Source organism: Streptomyces telluris (genome assembly GCF_024519335.1).
GTDB lineage: Bacteria > Actinomycetota > Actinomycetes > Streptomycetales > Streptomycetaceae > Streptomyces > Streptomyces telluris.
Genome location: NZ_JANIID010000012.1, coordinates 1 through 21,020 on the forward strand (window position 1 = coordinate 1; position 21,020 = coordinate 21,020).

16 protein-coding genes and 1 pseudogene are annotated in these 21,020 nt (G+C 69.5%); 10 read left to right on the top strand and 7 right to left on the bottom strand.

The features are described from left to right. The first annotated feature begins 441 nt into the window (after window positions 1-441). The 6 genes from NQU55_RS15300 (at window position 442) to NQU55_RS15325 (ending at window position 10,128) form a co-directional block, all read left to right on the top strand. Entirely contained in the window at window positions 442-1,443 is a 1,002-nt protein-coding gene (locus NQU55_RS15300) for a 2-hydroxyacid dehydrogenase (protein ID WP_256790748.1), read from the top strand. Window positions 1,444-1,496: 53 nt separating this feature from the next. Next, a complete protein-coding gene (locus NQU55_RS15305) occupies window positions 1,497-3,923 on the top strand; it encodes a glycoside hydrolase family 65 protein (RefSeq protein ID WP_256790711.1) in 2,427 nt (808 codons plus the stop codon). 257 nt (window positions 3,924-4,180) lie between these two features. Beyond that, window positions 4,181-4,462: a peptidylprolyl isomerase gene (locus NQU55_RS15310; RefSeq protein ID WP_168094779.1), complete on the top strand. Its 282-nt coding sequence runs from the start codon at window positions 4,181-4,183 to the stop codon at window positions 4,460-4,462. A 193-nt stretch (window positions 4,463-4,655) separates the two neighbouring features. After that, window positions 4,656-7,343 (top strand): SpoIIE family protein phosphatase, encoded by a 2,688-nt coding sequence (locus tag NQU55_RS15315; protein ID WP_256790712.1) that lies wholly within the window; start codon window positions 4,656-4,658, stop codon window positions 7,341-7,343. Between the two features lie 376 nt (window positions 7,344-7,719). Next, window positions 7,720-8,865: a hypothetical protein gene (locus NQU55_RS15320; protein WP_168094780.1), complete on the top strand. Its 1,146-nt coding sequence runs from the start codon at window positions 7,720-7,722 to the stop codon at window positions 8,863-8,865. A 123-nt stretch (window positions 8,866-8,988) separates the two neighbouring features. After that, window positions 8,989-10,128, top strand: a complete 1,140-nt coding sequence (locus NQU55_RS15325; RefSeq protein WP_168094781.1) for a hypothetical protein — start codon at window positions 8,989-8,991, stop codon at window positions 10,126-10,128. 52 nt (window positions 10,129-10,180) lie between these two features. Here the strand turns inward: NQU55_RS15325 and NQU55_RS15330 are convergent, their stop codons facing one another. The 4 genes from NQU55_RS15330 to NQU55_RS15345 form a co-directional block, all read right to left on the bottom strand. Continuing rightward, window positions 10,181-11,743, bottom strand: a complete 1,563-nt coding sequence (locus NQU55_RS15330) for an RICIN domain-containing protein (protein ID WP_256790713.1) — start codon at window positions 11,741-11,743, stop codon at window positions 10,181-10,183. A 101-nt stretch (window positions 11,744-11,844) separates the two neighbouring features. Next, window positions 11,845-12,159 carry a PP2C family protein-serine/threonine phosphatase gene (locus NQU55_RS15335; RefSeq protein ID WP_256790714.1) on the bottom strand — a complete coding sequence of 105 codons (315 nt, stop codon included), beginning with the start codon at window positions 12,157-12,159 and terminating at the stop codon, window positions 11,845-11,847. Window positions 12,160-12,348: 189 nt separating this feature from the next. Then, window positions 12,349-12,918 (bottom strand): dihydrofolate reductase family protein, encoded by a 570-nt coding sequence (locus NQU55_RS15340; protein ID WP_256790715.1) that lies wholly within the window; start codon window positions 12,916-12,918, stop codon window positions 12,349-12,351. Between the two features lie 87 nt (window positions 12,919-13,005). After that, the gene (locus NQU55_RS15345; protein ID WP_256790716.1) at window positions 13,006-15,252 is read right to left on the bottom strand and encodes an MGH1-like glycoside hydrolase domain-containing protein; all 2,247 of its coding nucleotides are present in this window, start codon (window positions 15,250-15,252) and stop codon (window positions 13,006-13,008) included. Window positions 15,253-15,556: 304 nt separating this feature from the next. Here NQU55_RS15345 and rpmF point away from each other — a divergent pair, with 304 nt between their 5' ends. Continuing rightward, window positions 15,557-15,727, top strand: a complete 171-nt coding sequence (rpmF, locus tag NQU55_RS15350) for a 50S ribosomal protein L32 (RefSeq protein ID WP_168096865.1) — start codon at window positions 15,557-15,559, stop codon at window positions 15,725-15,727. A gap of 5 nt (window positions 15,728-15,732) precedes the next feature. Further along, window positions 15,733-16,938: a GTP-binding protein gene (locus tag NQU55_RS15355; protein ID WP_256790717.1), complete on the top strand. Its 1,206-nt coding sequence runs from the start codon at window positions 15,733-15,735 to the stop codon at window positions 16,936-16,938. A gap of 151 nt (window positions 16,939-17,089) precedes the next feature. Here NQU55_RS15355 and NQU55_RS15360 read toward each other — a convergent pair whose 3' ends face one another. Next, on the bottom strand, window positions 17,090-17,614 hold the full coding sequence (locus NQU55_RS15360; protein WP_240977077.1) for a TetR/AcrR family transcriptional regulator: 525 nt from the start codon (window positions 17,612-17,614) through the stop codon (window positions 17,090-17,092). Between NQU55_RS15360 and NQU55_RS15365 the strand changes: the two are divergent. Beyond that, window positions 17,609-18,080, top strand: a pseudogene (locus NQU55_RS15365) (hypothetical protein). The gene NQU55_RS15360 and the pseudogene NQU55_RS15365 overlap by 6 nt on opposite strands. Before the next feature lie 26 nt (window positions 18,081-18,106). Here NQU55_RS15365 and NQU55_RS15370 read toward each other — a convergent pair. Continuing rightward, window positions 18,107-18,667 (bottom strand): RICIN domain-containing protein, encoded by a 561-nt coding sequence (locus NQU55_RS15370; RefSeq protein ID WP_256790718.1) that lies wholly within the window; start codon window positions 18,665-18,667, stop codon window positions 18,107-18,109. A 1,586-nt stretch (window positions 18,668-20,253) separates the two neighbouring features. Between NQU55_RS15370 and NQU55_RS15375 the strand changes: the two genes are divergently transcribed. Continuing rightward, window positions 20,254-20,631, top strand: coding sequence for a VOC family protein (locus NQU55_RS15375; protein WP_168096096.1), 378 nt, complete (start codon window positions 20,254-20,256; stop codon window positions 20,629-20,631). Window positions 20,632-20,722: 91 nt separating this feature from the next. Here NQU55_RS15375 and NQU55_RS15380 read toward each other — a convergent pair whose 3' ends face one another. Continuing rightward, window positions 20,723-21,010 (bottom strand): hypothetical protein, encoded by a 288-nt coding sequence (locus NQU55_RS15380; protein ID WP_168096097.1) that lies wholly within the window; start codon window positions 21,008-21,010, stop codon window positions 20,723-20,725. Window positions 21,011-21,020 lie beyond the last annotated feature (10 nt).

Genomic DNA, 21,020 nt, shown 5'->3' on the forward strand with positions numbered 1-21,020 from the left:
GGCCCTCATCACTGCTCGCCCTCCGCTTCCACGCCGTGTGCCTCGACGAACCCGCCCACCCGACCTCCACACCCGAAACGACTTGGCTATTACGGAAACTGGTGAATTGAAGAACTTTTCAAGTCTACCCCAGAGGGGCGGCGGGACCGAAGCCCATCTGCCCTCGGGACCCAGTGCCAGGACCCTTCGGCCCATGGCAGGCAGGGAGCCGGCGGGGTGACGCTTGTGGAGCTGCGGGAATGCAGTGCCGGCTGCAGAGTCGGCTGTGGATGTTTCAAGCATCTTTTCGCGGCTTCTCGCGTACGCGGCCGGGCAGGACGTGTCCGCCGGGCGACCACGAAGCGGTCCGGCGTGCCGTCCATGACCGGCTGGGCGCCGGAGAAGTCATGATGGCCGTGAGCGGAGACGGCGGCGGGAAAGGTAAGGAGGCCTTACGCCATGGTGGACATCGTCGCCTACGGAGTGACGGTCGACGAAAGACCGTTGCTGGAAGAGGCATTCCGGGAACATCACGGCCTGCGGTGCCTGGACCTGGTCCTCAACGGCGACACCGCTGTGACGGCTGCCGGTTGCCAGGTGGTCTGCAGCAGCGTCAACGACGTCCTCGACGAGGGCGTGCTGCGCATCCTTGCCGCCGGCGGCACCCGGCTCATCACCCAGCGCGCGACCGGATACAACAACATCGACCTGGAAGCGGCCCGTGACCTGGGGCTGGCCGTGTCCCGGGTGTCGGCCTACTCGCCGCACTCCGTGGCGGAGTTCGCCTGGGCACTGGCCCTCGCGGTCGACCGCAAGGTGCCGCGGGCGGTCACCCGCACCCGGGACTTCGACTTCCGGCTCAACGGTCTGATGGGCCGCGACTTCCACGGCCGGACAGCAGGAGTGCTCGGCACGGGCAGGATCGGCACCGCCTTCGCCCGTATCGCCGCGGGCTTCGGCATGCGGCTGCTCGGGTACGACATCGCCGCGAACGAGGAGTGCCGTGTCCTGGGCATGGAGTACGTCGACCGTGAACGCCTGTTCTCCGAGTCCGATCTGCTGAGCCTGCACGCCCCTCTGGTGCCGGAGACCCATCACATCGTTGACGCGCGGGCACTGTCCCTCATGAAGGACGACGCCCTTCTGATCAACACCAGCCGGGGCGGCCTGGTGGACGCTCACGCGCTGGTCGAGACCCTGAGGGCCGGACGCCTCGAAGGCGTCGGACTGGATGTCTACGAAGAGGAAGCAGGAGTCTTCTTCTTCGACAAGTCGCTCGACGTCATGACGGACGACACGCTCGCCCGGCTGATGACCTTCGGGAACGTCCTGATCAGTTCCCATCAGGCGTACTTCACGCGCGACGCCGTCGGCCAGATCGTGGCGACCACCGCGCGGAACGTCGCCGACTACCTGGCCGGCCGTACCGGTGACGACACGCTCGTGCCTTCGCCCACCCGGTAGCGGGCGACGACGGGCCCGCACCGCGGTGCGGAGGACGGGAGGCGAGGCCGGTGATGCCGGAGTGGACGTGGGAGTACGAAGGCTACGACCCGGACAGCGAGCGGTTGCGGGAGTCGCTGTGCACGCTCGGCAACGGCTACTTCGCCACGCGCGGCGCGGCACCCGAGAGCAGGGCCGGGCTGGTGCACTACCCGGGCACCTACGCGGCCGGCTGCTACGACCGCCGGGTCTCGACCGTGGCGGGCCGCAGCGTCGAGAACGAGGACATGGTCAACCTGCCGAACTGGCTGCTCCTGCGCTTCCGTCTGGTCTCCGAGGACGGTGCGCCGGGCCCGTGGTTCGCCATGGACACGTGTGAGGTCTCCGGCCACTGGCAGAGCCTGCACCTGCGGCAGGGCACGCTGACCCGGTCCTTCCGCTACCGGGGAACCGACGGGCGGGTCCTGCGCGTGGAGCAGTGCCGGCTGGTCCACATGGGCGACCCGCACCTCGCGGCGCTGCGGACCGTCTTCACCCCCGAGGGCTGGTCCGGGCGGATCCACGTCGAATCCGGCCTCGACGGGCACGTCATCAACGGCAACGTGCACCGCTACCGGGCCCTCGACCGCAACCACCTCACCGCCTTCCGCACCGGTGAGGCGGAACCCGGCACGGTCTGGCTGTACTGCCGCACCAGGACCTCCGACATCGGCATCGGCATGGCGGAACGCGCCGTCGTCACCGGATGCCGTCCGACGTCCTTCTCCAGAACCGGTGACGGTCACGAGGCTGCCCAGCACACCGAACTCACCCTCGATGACGGACGGTCCGCCACCGTGGACAAGTGCGTGGCACTGCACACCGCCCGCGACCGGGCGATCAGCGACCCTCTCTCCGCCGCTGTGGAACGGGCATCGTCAGCACCTGACTTCGACACGCTGCTGCGCTCCCACAAGGCCGCCTGGGAAGAACTGTGGAGACAGGCGGACCTCAGCGTGCCGGGGGAGGCCGGCAGGGTCCTCCGGCTCCACCTCTTCCACGTCCTGCAGACGCTCTCCCCGCACACCGCCGACCTGGACGTGGGCGTTCCGGCCAGAGGGCTGCACGGCGAGGCGTACCGCGGGCACGTCTTCTGGGACGAGCTGTTCGTCCTGCCCCATCTGAACCTGCACTTCCCGGAGGTCTCCCGCGCGCTGCTGGACTACCGCCACCGCCGCCTGCCCAGGGCCGTGGCGGCCGCACGGGAAGCGGGCCGTCCCGGGGCGAAGTACCCGTGGCAAAGCGGCAGCGACGGCCGGGACGAGACCCAGACGCTGCACCTCAACCCGCACTCCGGCCGGTGGCTGCCCGACCGCTCCGGCCTCCAGCACCACGTCGGCTCCGCCGTCGCCTACAACGTGTGGCAGTACTGCCAGGCGACGGGCGACACCGGATACCTGCACACCAGGGGCGCGGAGATGCTGCTGCAGATCGCCCGCTTCTGGGCGGCGAGCGCGGAGCACGATCCCACGAGCGGCCGCTACCGGATCCGCGGCGTCGTCGGGCCGGACGAATACCACGACGGCTACCCCGGGGCCGTGCGGCCCGGCATCGACGACAACGCCTACACGAACGTCACGGCCGCCTGGGTCATCACCCGCGCGCTGGAGCTGATCGGGACCCTGCCGCCGCGGCGCCGGCAGGAGCTGCTGGAACACGGAGGCCCGGACGCCGGGGAGCTCTCCCTGTGGGAAGACGTCTCCCGTCACCTGCGCGTACCGTTCCACCAAAATGTCATCAGCCAGTTCGAGGGCTACGAGCGGCTGGCCGAGCTCGACTGGGACGGCTACCGGGAACAGTACGGCGACATCCGCCGGCTGGACCGCATCCTGGAGGCCGAAGGCGACTCCGTCAACCGGTATCAGGCGTCGAAGCAGGCGGACGCACTGATGCTCGGATACCTCTTCTCACCGGCCGAGCTGTCCGCCGTCTTCGCCCGCCTCGGATACGAGCTCACCGACGAGACGTGGCAGCGCACCGTGGACTACTACCTGCGCCGCACCAGCCACGGCTCCACCCTCAGCGGCCTGGTCCACGGCTGGGTGCTCGCCCGGGCCCGCCGCGCCGACGCCTGGCGCTACTGCCGGGAAGCCCTGGAGGGCGACGTCGCCGACCTCCAGGGCGGCACCACGGCCGAGGGCATCCACCTCGGCGCGATGGCCGGCACCCTGGACCTGGTGCAGCGCGGCCTGACCGGGCTGGAGACCCGCGAGGACGCCCTCTGGCTCGACCCGGTGCACCTTCCCGAGCTGTCCGAGTTCGGCTTCACCATCCGCTACCGGGGGCACTGGGGGATCGGAGTACGGCTGCGGGGCGAACGACTGACCGTCAGCGTGCCGGACTCGGAAGAATCCCCTGTCAGGGTCGTCCTGCCGGACCGTTCGCTCACCATCGACCCGGGAGAGGCGAGAACACTGACCCTGCGCCGAGAGCGACCCCGGGCCGGACCGCCGCGCCGGTGAGCTCCCGAGGGGCCGTGCCCCGTCGCGGCTTCTCCCGGCCGTCGCCTCTGCCCGCGCATGTCACCAGGGCTGTGAACGCGTGGTGGCCCGGCGGCGGGGGCGGCACATGAGACGATGCCACGGCGGCCGGCCGATGAGGCCGGCTCACGGGAGACGAGGGGATCGATGACAGGTGGGCGCCGTAAGCGTTGCACCTGAGAAGGTCCCCCGGAGCGTCTTCCCGGCGATATTGATAGGTAATCGAAGGGATGCAACTCATGGCTAGGGCTTCTGCGCGTCACATTCTGGTCAGTTCCGAGGACAAGGCGAACGAGCTGAAGGCGCAGGTCGAGGCCGGGGCTGATTTCGCCGAGCTCGCCAAGGCGCACTCCACGTGCCCCTCCGGTCGGCAGGGCGGCGACCTGGGTTCGTTCGGTCCGGGGCAGATGGTTCCCGAGTTCGACACGGTCGTCTTCTCGGCCCCGACCAACGTGGTCCAGGGCCCGGTGAAGACCCAGTTCGGATTCCACCTCATCGAGGTGACCGCTCGCCAGGACTGACCCGGCGGTCACTTCCGGCCCGCCCGCACCGCCGGGTGCGGGCGGGCCGTGGCGTATCGGCTCGGCGCAGCCGGGGGCAGGGCCGGCTGTGAGCCCGCCCGGCGCGCCATCGCCTGGCGGACCTGATCGACTCCGGGGAAAATGGTGATCTGAGTTCTCCCGAGGGCGCGGGCCCTCCAGGCGAGATGCGGAGATGAATGCAGATCGAGCGGAGATGAACGCAGGGGTGCAGTCCTCCGGCGGTCCGGCCGAGCCCGCCGCGCCGCTCGCGCCCGGCCCCGGCGCGGGCGAGAAGGGGCTCAAAGCCGGTGCTCTGGGACTGGTCTCCTCGGTCGCCATGGGCCTGTCCTCCACCGCTCCGGCGTACAGCCTGGCGGCGACGCTCGGCCTGATCGTCGCGGGGGTCGGCCTCCAGGCGCCGATCGTGACGATGCTGGCCTTCGTCCCGATGCTGCTGATCGCGTACGCCTACCGGGAGCTCAACGCGGGCGACGCCGACTGCGGCACCACCTTCACCTGGGCCTCCCGCGCCTTCGGCCCGCGCATCGGCTGGATGGGCGGCTGGGGCATCATCGTCGCCGACGTCATCGCCATGGCGAACCTCGCCGAGATCGCCGGCATCTACGGCTTCCGGCTGCTGGGGTTCGACTCGCTCGCCGAGAGCCGGCTGTGGACCACCGTCGCGGGGGTCAGCTGGATCGCCGTGATGACCGCGGTCTGCTACGTGGGCATCGAGGTGTCGGCGGCCCTCCAGCGCTGGCTGGTGTGCGCCGAGGTGGCGGTGCTGGCGTTGTTCGCGGTGATGGCCCTGGTCAGGGTCTACGCCGACGGGCCGCCGGCGGCGATCCACGTCTCCGCCTCCTGGTTCAACCCCCTCCATGTGCCGTCGGCCGAGAAGCTGACCGCGGGCCTCCTGGCCGCGGTCTTCATCTACTGGGGCTGGGACACCGCCGTCGCGGTCAACGAGGAGACCGCCGACAGCAAGCACACCCCCGGACGGGCGGCGGTCGTCTCCACCGTGCTCCTTCTGGGCATCTACGCCCTGGTGGCGACGTCGGCGCAGGCGTTCGCAGGGATCGGCACCGAAGGCACCGGCCTGGGCAACACGGCCAACTCCGGGGACGTGCTCTCCGGCCTGGGCGGTGCCGTCTTCGGCACGACGGGCCCCGGCTGGTTCTTCACCAAGTTGCTCATCTTCATGGTGCTGACCTCGGCGGTCGCGTCCACCCAGACCACCATCCTGCCGCTGGCCCGCACCGTCTTCTCCATGGCGGCCCACAAGGCCGTCCCCTCGCGCTTCGCCCGGGTGCACAGCAGGTTCCTCACCCCGACCTGGTCGACCGTCGGCATGGGCCTGGTCTCCATCGGCTTCCTCGTCCTGCTGACCGTGATCAGCCACGACGTGCTGGCCGACTCCATCAGCGCGGTCGGCCTCGCGATCGCCTTCTACTACGGCCTCACCGGCTTCGCCTGCGTCTGGTGGTACCGCGGGCTGCTCACGCGCAGCCCCCGGGACCTGCTGTTCAAGGGGGTGCTTCCGGGGCTGGGCGGGCTCCTGATGCTCAGCCTCTTCTGCTACGCCGCCTTCGTCGTCTACGCCGCCCCGGACTACGGCTCGACCTCCTACGACCTGCCGATCCTCGGGCGCACCGGCGGGGTGAGCGTCGTGGGCCTGGGCGCCCTGCTGGTCGGCGTCGTCCTGATGCTGGTCATCACGCGGGAACACACCGCCGCCCTCAAACTGCAACGCGGTCTGCTGCCCCACCACCTGCCGTCGCTGACCGGGGCCGAGGCGGCCAGCCGCTACGTGCCCGCCGACAGCCGCTCCGGGGTCGGCGGCGACTGGTTCGACGTCATCCCGCTGTCGAGCTCCCGGGTCGGCCTGGTGGTCGGGGACGTGCGCGGCCACGGGTTGCGCGCCGCCGCCACCATGGGCCGGCTGCGGACGAGCGTACGGGTCCTGGCCCGCCTCGACCTCGCCCCGGACGAACTGCTCGCGCGCCTGGACGACGTGGTCGGGCAGACCGCCGAGGAGCGGGCCGCCGAGGAGCGGGCGCAAGGCCGCGGCGGGGGCACGCCCGGGGCCGGCGGCGACGAGGCCCTGGGGGTCACCTGCCTGTACGCCGTCTACGATCCGGTGTCCGGGCGGTGCAGCATGGCGCGCGCGGGCCACGCGCTGCCCGTCGTCGTCGACCCCGCCCGCGGTGCCGTCAGCCGTCCGGGCCTCCCGGAGGGCCCGCCCCTGGGCCTGGGCGGCGCGCCCTTCCAGAGCGTGGAGTTCCAGCTGCCCGCCGGAAGCCTGCTCGCCCTGTTCACCGACGGTCTCGTCCAGGCCCCGGACCACGACACCGAGACGGGGATCGGCCTGCTCACCGGTGTCCTCGCCGAGTGCCGGCGCCCTCTGGAGGAGCTCTGCGACCGCACCGTGGCCGAGCTGCTGCCCGGACCGGTGGACGACGACGCGGCCCTGCTCCTGGTCCGTACCCGGATGCTCGACGAGCAGCAGGTGGCGGTCTGGGAGCTGGACGCCGACCCCGAGAGCGTCGCGCGGGCCCGGTCCGTCACCAGCGGGCAGCTGGTCGAGTGGGGGCTCGACGACCTGTCGTTCACGACCGAGCTCATCGTCAGCGAGCTGGTCACCAACGCCGTCCGCTACGCCTCCGGCGGGCCGGTCCAGGTCCGGCTGATCCGCGACCGCAGCCTCGTCTGCGAGGTCGCCGACACCGGCCACACCTCGCCCCACCTTCGCCACGCCGCCGCCGACGACGAGGGGGGCCGGGGCCTGTTCATCGTCGCCCAGATCACCCAGCGGTGGGGCACCCGCTACACCTCCACCGGCAAGACCATCTGGACCGAGCAGCCCCTGCCGACCGCGGAGTGATCTCCCTCGGCTCCCGGCGTCGCGTTCCCGGACGTTGACGTCCCGCCAGAGCCCAACCGGTCATCTCTCACGGCACACCCTCCTCTCAGGACGCACCTGACGCGGGCCGAGCGTCGGCCGCACCGCCTTTTCGACTGCCGTCCGGCCCGATCAGTACGGCTCACGTGCACCGCGGCCCGGTGAGCGCGGTGCGCAAAGAGCATGAGTGAACGTGGCCAATACGTGATGATCCTGAAAAGGAACGGTTGTTATCCGTCACGCGCGCGAGCATCATGTCCGAACTGGTTCTCCCGGTGGCAAAGAACCGACCATGGCCCGCAAAAGGAAGCTGTCCGGACTTTCCTCCCGTCCAGTACCCACGAAGGGAAGACGTCCCATGTCGTTCATCACGGTACAGAACCAGCTCTACAACGCACTGACCCACGGGCTGGGCCAGTCGAATCAAACCTTCCAGCTCCTCCAGCCGGCAGCCCCTCTTTCCATAGAGGGCGGGGACACATTCCTCTGGTCCTTCCTCAACAACATCCCACCGCTCTCGCTGGACCAGAACTACACCCAGAGCGGCGGGAACCAGCTCTTCTCCGACTACAAGGGGGTCCTGTCCGCCCTGCGGTCGGCGACGAGGATCGACGTCAAGCAGGAGGTCGGCGAGGAGAACTTCCAGAATTTCGTGAGGTACCTGCAGTCACTGAAGCCGATACCTCCGGTGAACCAGTTCCCCGACATCTTCTTCAACTGGGCGATGGTGAACGCGCCCGACGTCGCGCAACAGGGAGCGTCGGCGTACGCGGCGATCATCCTCGACCCGATCGGCTCCGCGCAGCAGGCCCTGATGCCCTACATGCAGAGACCGCCCGCGCCACCGGACTGGGCCCGCGGCTACGACGCCCTGGTGCGGGACCTCTCGCAAGCGCCCCAGCGGGCTTTCGAGATGCACAGCTCGACCACGAGCTCGGACGTGAGCAAAACATGGTCCTCCGGGCGGCGTTCCGTGCTGTTCGGCCTGTGGAGGGGAAGTGAGAGCACCGAGCGCCTGAGTGAATTCTTCGCGCAGAGCGAGATCAGCATCAGAGCCTCCTTCGGGCACGTCCTGAGCTTCCAGACGAACGCCGGGGCCTGGTACGGCTCATCCGCCCTCGGCACCGCCTACAGCAAGAAGGGCGACCCCCCGTGGCGCAGCGGTAGTGCGATCACCTGGGACAGCACATTCGGGCCCTCCGGAAACATCCAGCGGGTCACGGTCAATCTCCTGGTGGCCGACGCCATGGACATCAGCGTGACCGCCAGGACTTCGTTCAGCCGACAGGACCAGCAAATAATCCGGGGCAACTCGGGCTTCGGGCTCTGGCCGTTCTACAACGGCAGCCGGGAGTACGGCATGACAACCAATACGCAATTCAGCGACCGGGGCGAGACCACGATCACCACCAAATCCGCTCCCGGCGTTCCGGTGCTGATCGGAGTCAACGTCCTGCCGATCGGCCGGTTCCTCGGCTATACGTCGGCAGCGCTTGAGCAGTAGCGCCCGCTTCAGAGGCGACGCAGACGACCTGACCGGCCAGGGGCCGGCGGTCCCCGGCCGGTCAGGAGCGCCCGACGAAAGGCCAGCGCCATGCCGACCGTTCCGCCTTCACCGCCCGACCCGATGACCGAGCTCCAGAACCGCTGGTACAACGCCGTGCAGAAGAGCTTGCCGGCCTCTCCGTCGACCACCCAGCTCATCCAGCCCGCGCCTCCACTGGCCCCGTCCGACACCGCCCTGTGGGCCCGTGAGAACACCGTCCCGCCCGCCTCTCTCACCTTCAATCGGCAGGTGGCGGAGAGCGCGCTGTTCTTCGAGGCGTACGCCGCCGTGATTCAGGTGCTGTCCGTCCCGGAGAGCACCTTCGTGACAGCGATCGGCCCGGGAATCCATCAGGAATGGCTCAAGTACCTCAGGGGACTGACACCCCGGCCGGACGAGGACAGGCTGCCCGACGTCTTCTACGCCTGGGCGATGACGTACCACCCGGATGTCGCGAACGAGGGCGCCTCCGCACTGCGGGACATCGTGCGCCTGGGGGCCCTGCAGAGGTTTCTGCGCTCCTACCAGGGGCCGCCCCCGCGACCTGCCGAGTACCTGGGCGGCAGCAGGGAACTGCTGGGCATGCTCAGGGACTCCCCACCGGCGACGGTTTCCTTCGGCAGTGCGACGACGAGCGGGGATGTCTCCGGCACTTGGACCGGCGGGGTCAACAAGGATTGCTCGGGACTGTGGGCCGGTGCCGGCCGGTCTGACGCGATCACCACCGGTTTTGCCCGCAGCGCGGTGACCGTCGAAGCCGAACTGGGTGCGTATGCGGTCTGGCCGGTCAATCCCGACCCCCGCTGGTACGACTCGAGCCGGCTTCACGAGGCGTACGCGAAGCGCACGAGTCCACCCTGGGCTTCCCAGCCTCAGCTGCACTGGGACATGGCGTTCGGTGAGAAGTCCGGGAGGCTGCAGCGGGCGATCGCCTCGCTGCTGGTCGTGGAGGGACTCACGAGCGTGGTCACCTCGGATGCCGCGTTCACTTCCGGAGACCAGCAGGTCATCAAGGCCGAGGCGGCTGCCGGCCTGTGGCCGTTCTTCGTTCCGACCGGCGACGGCGTCACCAACAAGGCCGACTTCGACAAGGGGAGGACGAGACTCGAAACCACTACGCCGATGGGCAAACCGCTGGTCATCGGCGCCCATGTGCTCCCCATCGGCAGGTATCTCGGCGGTTCGGGGGAATGTGCGCTACGTCCCCCTGCCGGTCCGTAGGCAGGGGGACGCGGTCGTTCAAGTTGTTCAAGTGGTCAGTTCACGTGCTCGGTCAGCACTCGATGACACCCTTGGCGATGCCCGTGAACGCGCCGCGGAGCATGCCGATGGCGACTCCTTCGGGGCCGGCCAGGGCGCCCATGGCACCTGAGACGACGATGCTGGTGCCGATCTTCTTGGCCATGCACTTGTCGTGCTCGTCGCTGTTCTTCGGAGCGGAAGCGGGAGCGGCCAGGAAGGACTTCGCCGACGTCATCGACTTGACCGCCTTCTCCGCGGCGGCGGAGGTGCCGCCGCCCAGGGAGTAGGTCGGGGGCGTGATCGTGCCGGTGATGGTGTCGCCGGTGACGCCTTCGACGGTCTGGGTGACGGTGTTGCCGTCCACCGAGAGACTGACCTTGTGGGTCGTGCCGTTGGTGTCCGTGACGGTTCCGGGCTGCACCGTTGCGATCGTGCTGCCGCCGGCGTCACTGACCTGGACACTCCCGTTGTGGGCGGTCAGCTTGCCGCCCGCGGGCACGTCCATGGTGGCCTTCGCGGTCTTCGCGAGCGCGGCAGGCTTGACGTCCGTGCTGCTGGTGCCACTGCCGGGCGCGTCCGTGCTGGTGCGGGCGACGTACATCGTGGAGCCGACCGCCGAGTTGATGACGGGGACGGTCACGGTCGCGTCGGTGGTCCACGGCTGGTTGTCGGTGTTGAAGGTCCACGTGCCGGTGACCTTCTTGCCGACGGCGGCGAAGTCGACCCATCCGTAGTGCTTGGACGGGACGTCGATCGCGATGCCGTTCACGGTGGTCTCGTCGGACTGGTAGGTCTGCGTCGCGGTGAGCTGGTTGGCGATCATCGCTTGGACCGGGGTGGAGACACCGACGGAGGAGGACAAGCCTACGGAGTACGACTGCGCCCAGCCGGAGTGGTAGATCGTGGTGAAGACCTGCTTCATGGTGCCGCTGGTGTCGTTGTACCAGACCGACGAGGCGGGCTGACGGGGGAGGACTTCGGGCTGCCCTTCGGACTTCTGGGTCCACGAGCAGGTGGAGGTCTTCTTCGCGCACAGGTCGGCGTAGTAGTCGAGGGCGAGGCCCTTCGCCTCGGCCGCCTTCGACGCGGGGACCGTCCATTCCTGGCTCGCGCTGCCGTTGCAGGCGTTGGGCTGGGCGAGGATGCCCCACAGGTGGAGGCCGCCACGGTTGTCCATGCAGTACTCGGTGCCGCTGGAGTCGTCGCGGCGGACGATGCCGAAGGCGTTGGGCTTGCCGTCCACGGGGCGGAAGTGCCACTGCTCGCCGTCCTTGCCGCAGGACTGCTGCACGGCGGGCTGGGAGGCGTAGATGCACTTCCCGGAGGAGGTGCTGGCGATGTTGAACGTGCCGGGGGCGCTGAGCTTGATCAGCCGCCAGTTCGTGTAGTTGGTGCCGTCGGGGGTGACGGAGATCTGGTTCCCGTCGCGATTGCCGGTCGCGTTGAGGGTGCCGTCGGTGTTGGTGAAGGTGTAGGCGTCGGTCGCGGCTGCGGCTGCGGGAGTCGCGGTCACGGCGAGGACGGGTAAGAGGAGGGCCAGGGCGGCGGCCGGCGCGGTGAAGAGCTTCGCCGCTCTCTTTACGGTTCTGTTCATGATGGCTTTCTGTGGAGAGTCTGTGTCGATTCTGTGGTGCTCCTGTTGCGTTCGGTGAGCGTAGGGCGACGGAAGGCGGAATGAGGGATTCCTGACGGAACTCACCTCAGTGATCTAGGACACCTCACCCACCGGCGACAAAGGTGCCCGCCGTCGGTGTACAGGAGCACCCGGTCACCGGGTTCCAGCGTCGTGTTGTACGCCTCGCGGTGGGTGGGTTCGAGCTGGAACGGCAGCCCCATGGGCGGCTGGGGCGGGCTCTCCAGGGCATGCTCCAGCACGCCCTCATTGCGGATCAGCAGGGGAGGCAGGTGACCGCAGTTGCACCACCGCAGCACGCCGGTGTCCACGTCCAGCTGGCACACCACTCCCGTGCAGAACTGTTCGAGGAGCCACTGGGTGAGTGTCTGATCCACCGCGCAGCATCTCGGTGGGCAGATCCATGGCCTGCGTGCGTATGCGGGCGACGAACCATCGGCAGCCACACCACCACGTCCTCTTGGGACTCGTGGACCCGCAGGGACAGCGTGCGGTGGGCCCAGCCTCCTTCGCTGGATTCCACGGGCAGCCGTTCGGTCCGGATCCGCAGAGTCCGGCTGCTGCAGCTACAGCCGGCGCGCCACGCGGTAGCGGAGGTAGACGACCTGCGAGCTGAAGGTGCGGGTCTCGACGAGTTCGAGGTCCACCCGGCGCTCGCGCCGGGGGAAGAACGGGATGCCACCGCCGACGAGTACCGGGTGGACCACGGCCCGGTACTCGTCGATCAGATCCGATGCGGCGGCCTCGGCGGCGAGAGTCGCGCCGCCGATCGCGATGTCGCCCTCTTCCGGCTCGGCCCGCAACCGCTCGATCTCCTCCGCCAGGCTGCCGGAGGCCAGGCGGGCGTGGCCCTGCACCGACGACAGCGTGGTGGAGAACACCACCTTCGGGAGCGGCTTCCAGAGCGCGGCCCACTCGAGCATGGAGTCGTCGAGCGATGGATCCTGGTCGGCGGTCTCCCAGTACAGCATCGTCTCGTACAGCCGTCGCCCCAGCAGATGGACGCCGACCTCTCGGATCTCGTCGATCCAGAAGCGAAAGACCTCCTCGTCGGGCGCCGTCCAGTCGAAGTCGCCGTCCGGCCCGACGATGTAGCCGTCGAGTGAGACGCCCATCGAATAGGTCACGCTGCGCATCCGAAGCCCTCCTCGGTATCGGATCCGACAGTAGACCGCCGGACGCCGCAGGACCCTTTGCGGCTCGCGGGGCGGGCCCGGCCGTCCTCAGAACCGGGGTCCCGGCTGCCGCCCCGCGATCAGCGGCAGCAGCAGCGCCGCGGACCAGCTGAAATTGGGGGAGTTGAGAGCGGCCCCGCTCAGTGGGTCGTAGTTCTCCATGATCGGTCCGTTGCCGGTCAGACCGGCCGCTCTCTCGATCAGCCTCGTGGCCAGTGCGTCGGCGTCGCGGCCGAATCCGTAACGGTGCATCCCGGCGATCGCGAAGTACGCCTGGTCGAGCCAGACGGGGCCGCGCCAGTACTGCCGCGCGGCGAAGTACGGCGAGCTCTTGGAGACCGTCGGCAGGGGCATCTCGGTGCCGAACTCGGACGGATCCAGCAGCCGCCCGCGTACAGCGGCGGCCTGCGCCCGGGTCGCGACGCCGCCCCACAGCGGGATCGCGCCCTCGATGCCCCTTCCCCGCTCCGTCAGCCGGGCGCCGGAGCCGAGCGCGGTGTCGTGGAACCAACCGGTCGCCGGGTCGTACATCCTCTCCCGTACGGCCCTGCCGGTGGCGGCAGCCTTGGCCCGCCAGGCGCCGGCGGCCGCCCGCATCCCCAGCTCCGCGGCGATCCGGCCCAGGTGTTCCTGGTCGACGGCGAGATAGGTATTGAGGTCCACGGACTCCTGGGTCAGCGAGTAGCCGATCACCCGCCCCGAGCCGTCCCGGTTCGGCACGACCGAGGTGCCCGACGCGGCGTCGAACCGGGGCGCGTTGTCCATACCGCTCTCCCAGGCCGCGGCCAGCCGCTGCTGCCCGGGCGAGCCGTTGGCGGGGTCCACGGTCGCGCCGTACTCCGCGAGCCCGTTGTGGTCATGGTCCCGGTTGCGATACCACCACTCCTGGTACGCGGCCAGCTTCGGGTACACCTCCCGCAGGAAGTCCCTGTTCCCGCTCCGCTCGTAGACCTGCCACACCGACCAGGCGCCCAGCGGCGGCTTGCTGTTGCGCTCGTTCCAGTTGGTCCCGCCCCGCCGCGGATCGTTGTAGAAGACGGCGTCCGGGACCATCCCCGCGTCCTGCGGGCGGGTCGTGGAGCCTGGACGCACCTGGTGGTCGAGCACCGAGCGGATCTGCGCCTCGGCGAGCCCCGCATCGAAGCGCGCCGTGCCGACCGCCTGCTTCCAGGTGTCCCAGGCCCAGAGTCCGCCCGCGAACCACTTGTACGAGAGGGACGGCGTGATCCCGTCGTGCGCGAGGCTCCCGGCGGCGCTGCGCCAGTTGGTCACCAGCGTCTCCAGCGCCTTGACGGCGAGCCGCCGCCGGCCGGCCGGTACCCCGGCGGTCACGCCGTCGACGTACCCGCGCCAGCGGGCGTCCGCCGCCCGGACGGTCCGCGCCGGGTCGGCGAGCACCCGCCGCACCTCAGCGGCTTCCGCGGTGCGCTCGGCCTCCGTGAAGGTGTAGCTCTCGGTCCAGTCCAGGGAGCGGGTCGTGCCGGGCGCGAGGGTGAAGGGCGCGGCCAGTTCCGTACGGTAGGAGTCCCCGTCCTCCGACACGGTCGTACGCACCCGGTCCCGGTGCCGGACCTCGAACCGTTCGGTGCCGTCGGTGAGGAAATCGTCCGCCGCACGCACCTTGGCGAAGTCGACCGCGACGCCCCGGGACGCGACGGCCAGCGACGGCGCCTGACTCATGGGCGCCTCGGCCGGCCGCAGCAGACTTCCGGTCCAGGCGGCGCCGAGGGTGCGCGGGACGCGTCCGGTGTTACGCACCACGGCCCCTACCAGCGCGGTGCGGTGCGTGGCGTACCGCAGCTCAAGGGTGAGCCGAAGGCCGCCACCGAGGTCGTAGGCCTGGAACAGGGACCCGGGCCGGGAGGTGAAGCGCGGCGGTCCGCCGCCGGCGAGGTCGAGCGGGCGGCCGTCCTGGCTCAGCCGGATGCGGCTGAAGGAGGTGCTCAGCCACCAGGGGTACTCCTGCGCGATGTAGAGGGGGCCGGTGAATCCGCCGTAGCCGCCCGGGGCGCCCGCTGCCGGCAGGGCGTAGGCATGCCAAGCCCCACGGTCGGCGAAGACGTTGATCGAGTTGTTGTCCTTTTCGAGTCCGGGGAGCGCTGCCGTCGGGGCGCCGCGTAGATCGAGGACGTCGTCGTAGCCGTAGCCGTAGCCGTAGCCGTGGCCTGCGCAGTCACAGGCGTGGTTCAGGGAGGCCGTCCGCCGTGGTGGGGCGGCGGCCGTCGGCTGGAAGGAGGTGGTGGTCACGGCCAGGAGGAGAGCCAGGGCGAACAGGGTGCACGGGCGCGGGCGCATCGGCGAACTCCGGTTCTTCCGAGGGTCGGGTGTCGAGATCCGGCGAGGGTGTTCGGCAGCATGAAACAGGCGCAGCGTCCGCATCACGCGATTCACCCTCTCCGGCCGGAACTCGCCTCCCGTCGTCGACGGGTCAGGTCAGGTCCTCCGGGAGCTCTCATTCCGCCCGCCGTCATCGTCCCCGCCGGACAGGGCTCACCGTTCGCACGGGCAAGGCCGGCGACGATCGCCGACAGAGTTGGTAATGGGATCCATTTTCATATAGCGTCGCTTGCGCACCGACCGGAGAGGATCCCGAAAACCCATGGCCGTACCCAAGCGGAAGATGTCCCGCAGCAACACGCGCCACCGCCGCGCTCAGTGGAAGGCGGCCGTGCCGCACCTCGTGCCGGTCACCGTCGACGGCGTGGCCCACCTGGTGCCGCAGCGCCTGGTCAAGGCCTACGAGCGCGGCCTGCTGCGCCCCGAAGGCTGACGGGCGTGCGCGGCCGACTGCCGGTCACCGTCCTGTCCGGCTTCCTCGGGGCGGGCAAGACCACTCTGCTCAACCACGTGCTGAGCAACCGCGAGGGCCTGCGCGTCGCGGTGATCGTCAACGATATGAGCGAGGTCAACATCGACGCCGCGCTCGTGCGCGGCGGCGAGGCCGCCCTGTCGCGCACCGAGGAACGGCTGGTCGAGATGACCAACGGGTGCATCTGCTGCACCCTGCGAGACGACCTGCTGGAAGAGGTCGGCCGGCTCGCCCGCGAGGACCGATTCGACCACCTCCTCATCGAGTCCAGCGGCATCTCCGAACCGATGCCCGTGGCGGCGACCTTCGCCTTTCCCCGCGACGACGGCGCCACCCTGGGCGATCTGGCGCGCCTCGACACGATGGTCACCGTCGTCGACGCCGCAGGCTTCCTGCCCGAACTGGAAGGAGGGGACGGGCTCGCCGAGCGCGGGCTCGACCAGTACGAGGGCGACGAGCGCACCGTCAGCGACCTGCTGATGGACCAGATCGAATTCGCCGACGTGATCGTGCTCAACAAGCTCGACCTCGTCGACGCCGAGAGCGCCGAACGGCTGCGGGCCGCCCTCGCCCGGCTCAACCCGCCCGCCCGGATCGTGACCGCCACCCGTGGGCGCGTGGCCCTCGGCGACGTGCTCGGGACCGGGCTGTTCGACCTGGAGCGGGCGCAGCAGGCCCCGGGATGGGTCATGGAGCTCAACGGGGACCACGTCCCGGAGACGGAGGAGTACGGCATCTCCAGCATGGTCTTCCGCTCGGACGCCGCGTTCCACCCGGGCCGCCTGTGGAAGTTCGTCACCGAAGGCCTCGACAGCGGGGCCTACGGCCGGATCCTGCGCTCCAAGGGGTTCTTCCGGCTGGTGAGCCGTCCCCGGGTGACCGGCCTGTGGTCGCAGGCCGGCTCCGTCGCCCGCTTCGAGCCCTCCGGATTCCGGAGCGCGGACGCGGACGGTGCGCAGGGGCAGGAACTGGTCTTCATCGGCACCGATCTGCGCAGCGAGGAACTCCGGGCCGCCCTCGCCGACTGCCTCATGCGGGACGGCGAAGGGATCCCGGCCGTCGACCCGTTCCCCGCGTGGGACGTTTACGGGACCGGCGACGCCTGCGAGCACGAGCACGAGCACGAGCACGAGCACGAGCGTGATCCCTTCGCGCTCGTGTCGCAGGGCTGAGGCCTCCGGGCCGGGTAGTGGTCGCAGCCACGGCACTGCCCGGCCCGGTTCATCCTGCTCGGCGGCACGGGTGCCGGTGCTGACCGGGAGATCTGATCTCAACGTGACCTTGCCAGGTCAAGGCCTCCGGCCGGGGCAAGGGTGTGGCTGGTCAGAAGGGTTGGCGTAGTCCGGCGACGAGGTGCGTGACCAGTTGGCGTGCGTCATAGCGGGGATCGCTGTCGGCGCCGATGCAGAGGTTTCCGATGCCCCGCATGAGCTGGTAGGCGTCGAGACCGGAGCGGATCTCGCCGGACGCGGTGGCGGCTTCGAGGAGCTGGGTGCACACCGGCAGGAGGCGGTCGAGGAAGTAGGCGTGCAGCGCCTCGAAGCCGGAGCTGTCGGCCTGCAGTGCGGCTGCGAGGCCGTGTTTGGTGACCAGGAAGTCGACGAAGAGGCCGACCCACTGTCCGAGGGCTGCGTGAGGAGTCGGGCTCGTCGCCAGCAGGGCCGGACCGGCTTCGGCGCACGCGTCGACCTGATGGCGGTAGACGGCGATGACGAGGTCCGCCCGCGTGGGGAAGTGGCGGTAGATCGTGCCCATCCCGACGCCGGCCTTGGCGGCGATGTCGCGCACCGGCGCCTCCACGCCCGACGCGACGAAGACCGCGGCGGCCGCGTCCAGCAGGGTCTGCAACCGGTCGTCCTGCCCGCCCCGGGCCGTGGCGAGGACCTCCAGGTCCGTGTCTCCGCTCCCGCGACCGGCGGCGAACTGCCCGTCATCGTCTTGTACTGGACGGACTCGACATCCTGGAAGCCTCCGTACCAGGTCTCGCCGGGCGCCTCGACCGCAGCCGCATCGCCGTGGCAGGCCACTCCTGGGGCGCCCAGACGGCGAGCGCGCTGCTGCGCGCGTGTCCTCGGCTCCGACGGCATACCCGGCGAGGACATGTCCGACCCCCGCGTCAAGGCGGGTGTGCTGCTCGCCCTGACCTGCCTCGGCGACGACCTGACCCCGCCGCGTCGCCCTGATCCAGCAACTCACCACGGCCTTCCTGCGCAGCGCCCTCTGCTCCGAGGACATCAGCTGGAAGGCGGCGACCGCCGCGCTGGAGGAAGACCCCGACCCGCGGGGGAAGCTGCAGAGCAGATGGCCGAGCTGAGCCTGCCAGGGCTCGCCGTCCCTTTTTCAGGCCGGGGCGATCTTCCACATCTGGTTGTTTCCGCCCCAGCAGGTCCAGTTGTGAATGTTGGCACCGTTCACATTGCCACTGCGGGTGTCCACATCCAGACACTTGCTGTTGTACCGTGAAACCACGTAGTAGTAACCATCGCCGATGTAGTCCAGTCGCCACTGCTGATTCGCACCTCCCCAGCAGTGGTACTGGTGCACGTTGCCCCCGTAGTCGCCGTTGGCCGCGCGGGTATCGACGTCCAGGCACTTACCACTGTGCTGAGCGGTGATGTAGTAGTAGCCGTCACCGGTCGGTGCGAGTTTCCAGTGCTGGTTGGCGACGCCCACACAGTCCCACTGATGAATGTTCGCCTCGTCCAGGCTGCTGCCACCCGCTACATCGAGGCACCGGCCGCTGTAGCGGGACGTGAAGACGCTGTACGTATCGAGCGACCGCCCCTCGGTGGCGGGCGGTCCCGGTCTCGCACCGGAGGTCGCGGCGTTGGCGACGCCCATAGTCCCCAGTGTGGCGGTCAGTGCTGCAACGGCGACGACGCGCCGACTGCGTTCACGCATGATCCTCACCCTTCTCGGCAGGTCATTCGCCGTCACAGTGGCCTGTGGAAGCGTCGCCCGGCAGCGCCGAAACCAGTCGAAGTGCGGGCCGTCGGCAAAAATCAGCCCCCGCAACGGCCACCAACTGGCGCGGCGATTTCCGGACAAGACGCGTGGTGTCCACACCATACGAACAGATTCCGGCTTGCGGTGCCGGGGCGCCGCCCGACGTGCTGACACCGCGCACACTCGGGCCGTCACCTACTCCATAGGGCTGCAGGCGGCGGACGGTGGATGGCACGTGCCGCCGGATCCTAGGATCACGGACAACGGTCTCGCCTGCCTGGCACTCTCGTACAGGCCGATGCGGAGTTCCGGGCGGCCGTCCGGCAAGCGCGCACTGCCCGAACACGCCCTGGACGAATGGCGCTTCGGCGACCGTTCCGAAGCGCGGGATGCCGTCCGGCATCTGGAGGGCCTGCAGGCGCCGGACGGCTCCTTTCGGACAGGACGCGTCGTGGCTGTGGCCGACCTGGCAGTCCGCCGGTGACCCACCGGTTCCCGACGCGACCGCTCACGTGATATCCGCCCTGGAGCATCACCGCGGGCGACACCGGACCGACACGGCGGCCGCTCGTCACTGGCCGGTCCGGCAGGGCACCCTCGACGGCGACTGGACAGCAGGCTTTTGGACGTATGGAACGTGCTGACAGGACATCCGGTGTCCGTAGGTACGCCCGTGCGGGCACCGCGCGTCGAAAGGGCTGCGTGCACCACCGACTGGTTGCGCACTCAGGCCGTAACAGCAGAAGCCGTCGCGTCACCTGCTACGGATGCCACTGCTCATGTGTCGTCCGGCGACTGCTGCCGGGCCTCCTGGTCGTACCGCCAGCGCCCGCCTGCTCGCCATGGTCGGCGGCTCTGCCGACGGCGTACGGGGAGAACGCGCTCATGGGCTGGTTGCGCTCGCACCCACACGTGGTCGAACGCTGGTGGAGCGACCTCCGGTGACCGCCACCGGCACCGGCCCGGGTCCGTTCCCGGGCGGTTGTCACGGCGCTCACCCGGCGGGCGGGGGCCCTTCCTCCAACGCGGCCACCTGCCACCCGCATGCCGAATCGCGGAGAAGTGCATTCGTCCCCGCCAGTCCTCCGGAGCCGCGCGCCACTATGGTCCTGATCCCGTCGTGAGCCTCGCCACAGGCCGGATGTCCGTGCCGGGCGATTCATCCGGTATTTGCTGTCACCGCGCGACGAGCACCGCTTGTCCCGACGGACGCGGCACCGCGATTCCGCGCCGGAGGTCGGCCGGAATACCTTGGCGACCGGCCGGAGACGGCAGGCGTTGGTCCATTGTTTATCCCCGCCTCGAGCCTCGGCCCGGAACGGGGGTCGTCCATCAAGCCTGGCCATCCGCCAGGAAGCCGGAGCGCGGGCCCGCGCAGTGGCCGGCCTCCACGCCCGGCTGCCGGATAGGGCCCCGCCCAAAACACTTCGCCAGTGATCACCTCGTCAGGTACGGTCGCGGGATTGGTTTCGCCGCCGGGAAGCCCGTGAGGTTCGTGTGTGGCGTTCCCGGCAGATCCTAGGCTGAGAGCAGGTTTCGTCATGGCATGTCGTATCAGTGAGCTCGTGCTCGGTTGCCGCGACCCCGAGGTGCTGGCGCGGTTCTGGTGCGAGGTTCTGGACTTCGTCGTGCTCGATCGCGAGGAGGACTGCATCGAGATCGGGCCGCGAGAAGGGTTCGGTGGCCCGCAGCCGACGATCATCCTCAGTCGCAGGGACGAGCCGGAGCCGGGGAAGTCCCGTCTGCACATCGACGTCAACGCCACCGACCGCGACCAGGACGCCGAGCTCGAACGCCTTCTGAAGCTCGGTGCGCGCCCGGCCGACATCGGTCAGACGGGGCAGGAGCAGTGGCATGTCCTGGCCGACCCCGAAGGCAATGAGTTCTGCCTGCTCAAGGCCCGCCTCAACCCGCTCTGATGATCAGCGGTCAGGCCTCGGTACCAGGTGCCTGAGGTCTGCTTCGGAGTCCGGTGTGAGGGGCGCATGTCGTGGTCGTGAAGCGCGCCCCTTAAATACGGACGCTGTGTCCCGAGCTTGCTGCGAAGGTTCCGCCGGCCGGGACGGACTGGGCGGGGCCGGTGCAGTCAGGGGAGGAGTGGACGAATGCGACCGTTCGGGTGCGGTTCTGGACGGAAAGCGGCGCGTTCAGATTGCGGTAGCACCCGGACGGGTTAGTGAAGGCGCGCCCGTTGAGGACGAGCTGACCGGATGCGGCGGAGGCCGGCCCTGGGGCGGTGAAGGAGATCGTCAGCGCGGCGGCCAGGGCACCGAGGGTCTTGAGGATGTGGCGTCGCATGGAACACCCT

Coding starts and splice junctions, on each gene's coding strand:
- NQU55_RS15305 (WP_256790711.1), top strand. CDS start 1,497: ATGCCGGAGTGGACGTGGGAGTACGAAGGCTACGACCCGGACAGCGAG.
- NQU55_RS15340 (WP_256790715.1), bottom strand. CDS start 12,918: ATGCGCAGCGTGACCTATTCGATGGGCGTCTCACTCGACGGCTACATC.
- rpmF (WP_168096865.1), top strand. CDS start 15,557: ATGGCCGTACCCAAGCGGAAGATGTCCCGCAGCAACACGCGCCACCGC.
- NQU55_RS15310 (WP_168094779.1), top strand. CDS start 4,181: ATGGCTAGGGCTTCTGCGCGTCACATTCTGGTCAGTTCCGAGGACAAG.
- NQU55_RS15325 (WP_168094781.1), top strand. CDS start 8,989: ATGACCGAGCTCCAGAACCGCTGGTACAACGCCGTGCAGAAGAGCTTG.
- NQU55_RS15380 (WP_168096097.1), bottom strand. CDS start 21,010: ATGCGACGCCACATCCTCAAGACCCTCGGTGCCCTGGCCGCCGCGCTG.
- NQU55_RS15330 (WP_256790713.1), bottom strand. CDS start 11,743: ATGAACAGAACCGTAAAGAGAGCGGCGAAGCTCTTCACCGCGCCGGCC.
- NQU55_RS15320 (WP_168094780.1), top strand. CDS start 7,720: ATGTCGTTCATCACGGTACAGAACCAGCTCTACAACGCACTGACCCAC.
- NQU55_RS15370 (WP_256790718.1), bottom strand. CDS start 18,667: ATGCGTGAACGCAGTCGGCGCGTCGTCGCCGTTGCAGCACTGACCGCC.
- NQU55_RS15315 (WP_256790712.1), top strand. CDS start 4,656: ATGAATGCAGATCGAGCGGAGATGAACGCAGGGGTGCAGTCCTCCGGC.
- NQU55_RS15345 (WP_256790716.1), bottom strand. CDS start 15,252: ATGCGCCCGCGCCCGTGCACCCTGTTCGCCCTGGCTCTCCTCCTGGCC.
- NQU55_RS15375 (WP_168096096.1), top strand. CDS start 20,254: ATGGCATGTCGTATCAGTGAGCTCGTGCTCGGTTGCCGCGACCCCGAG.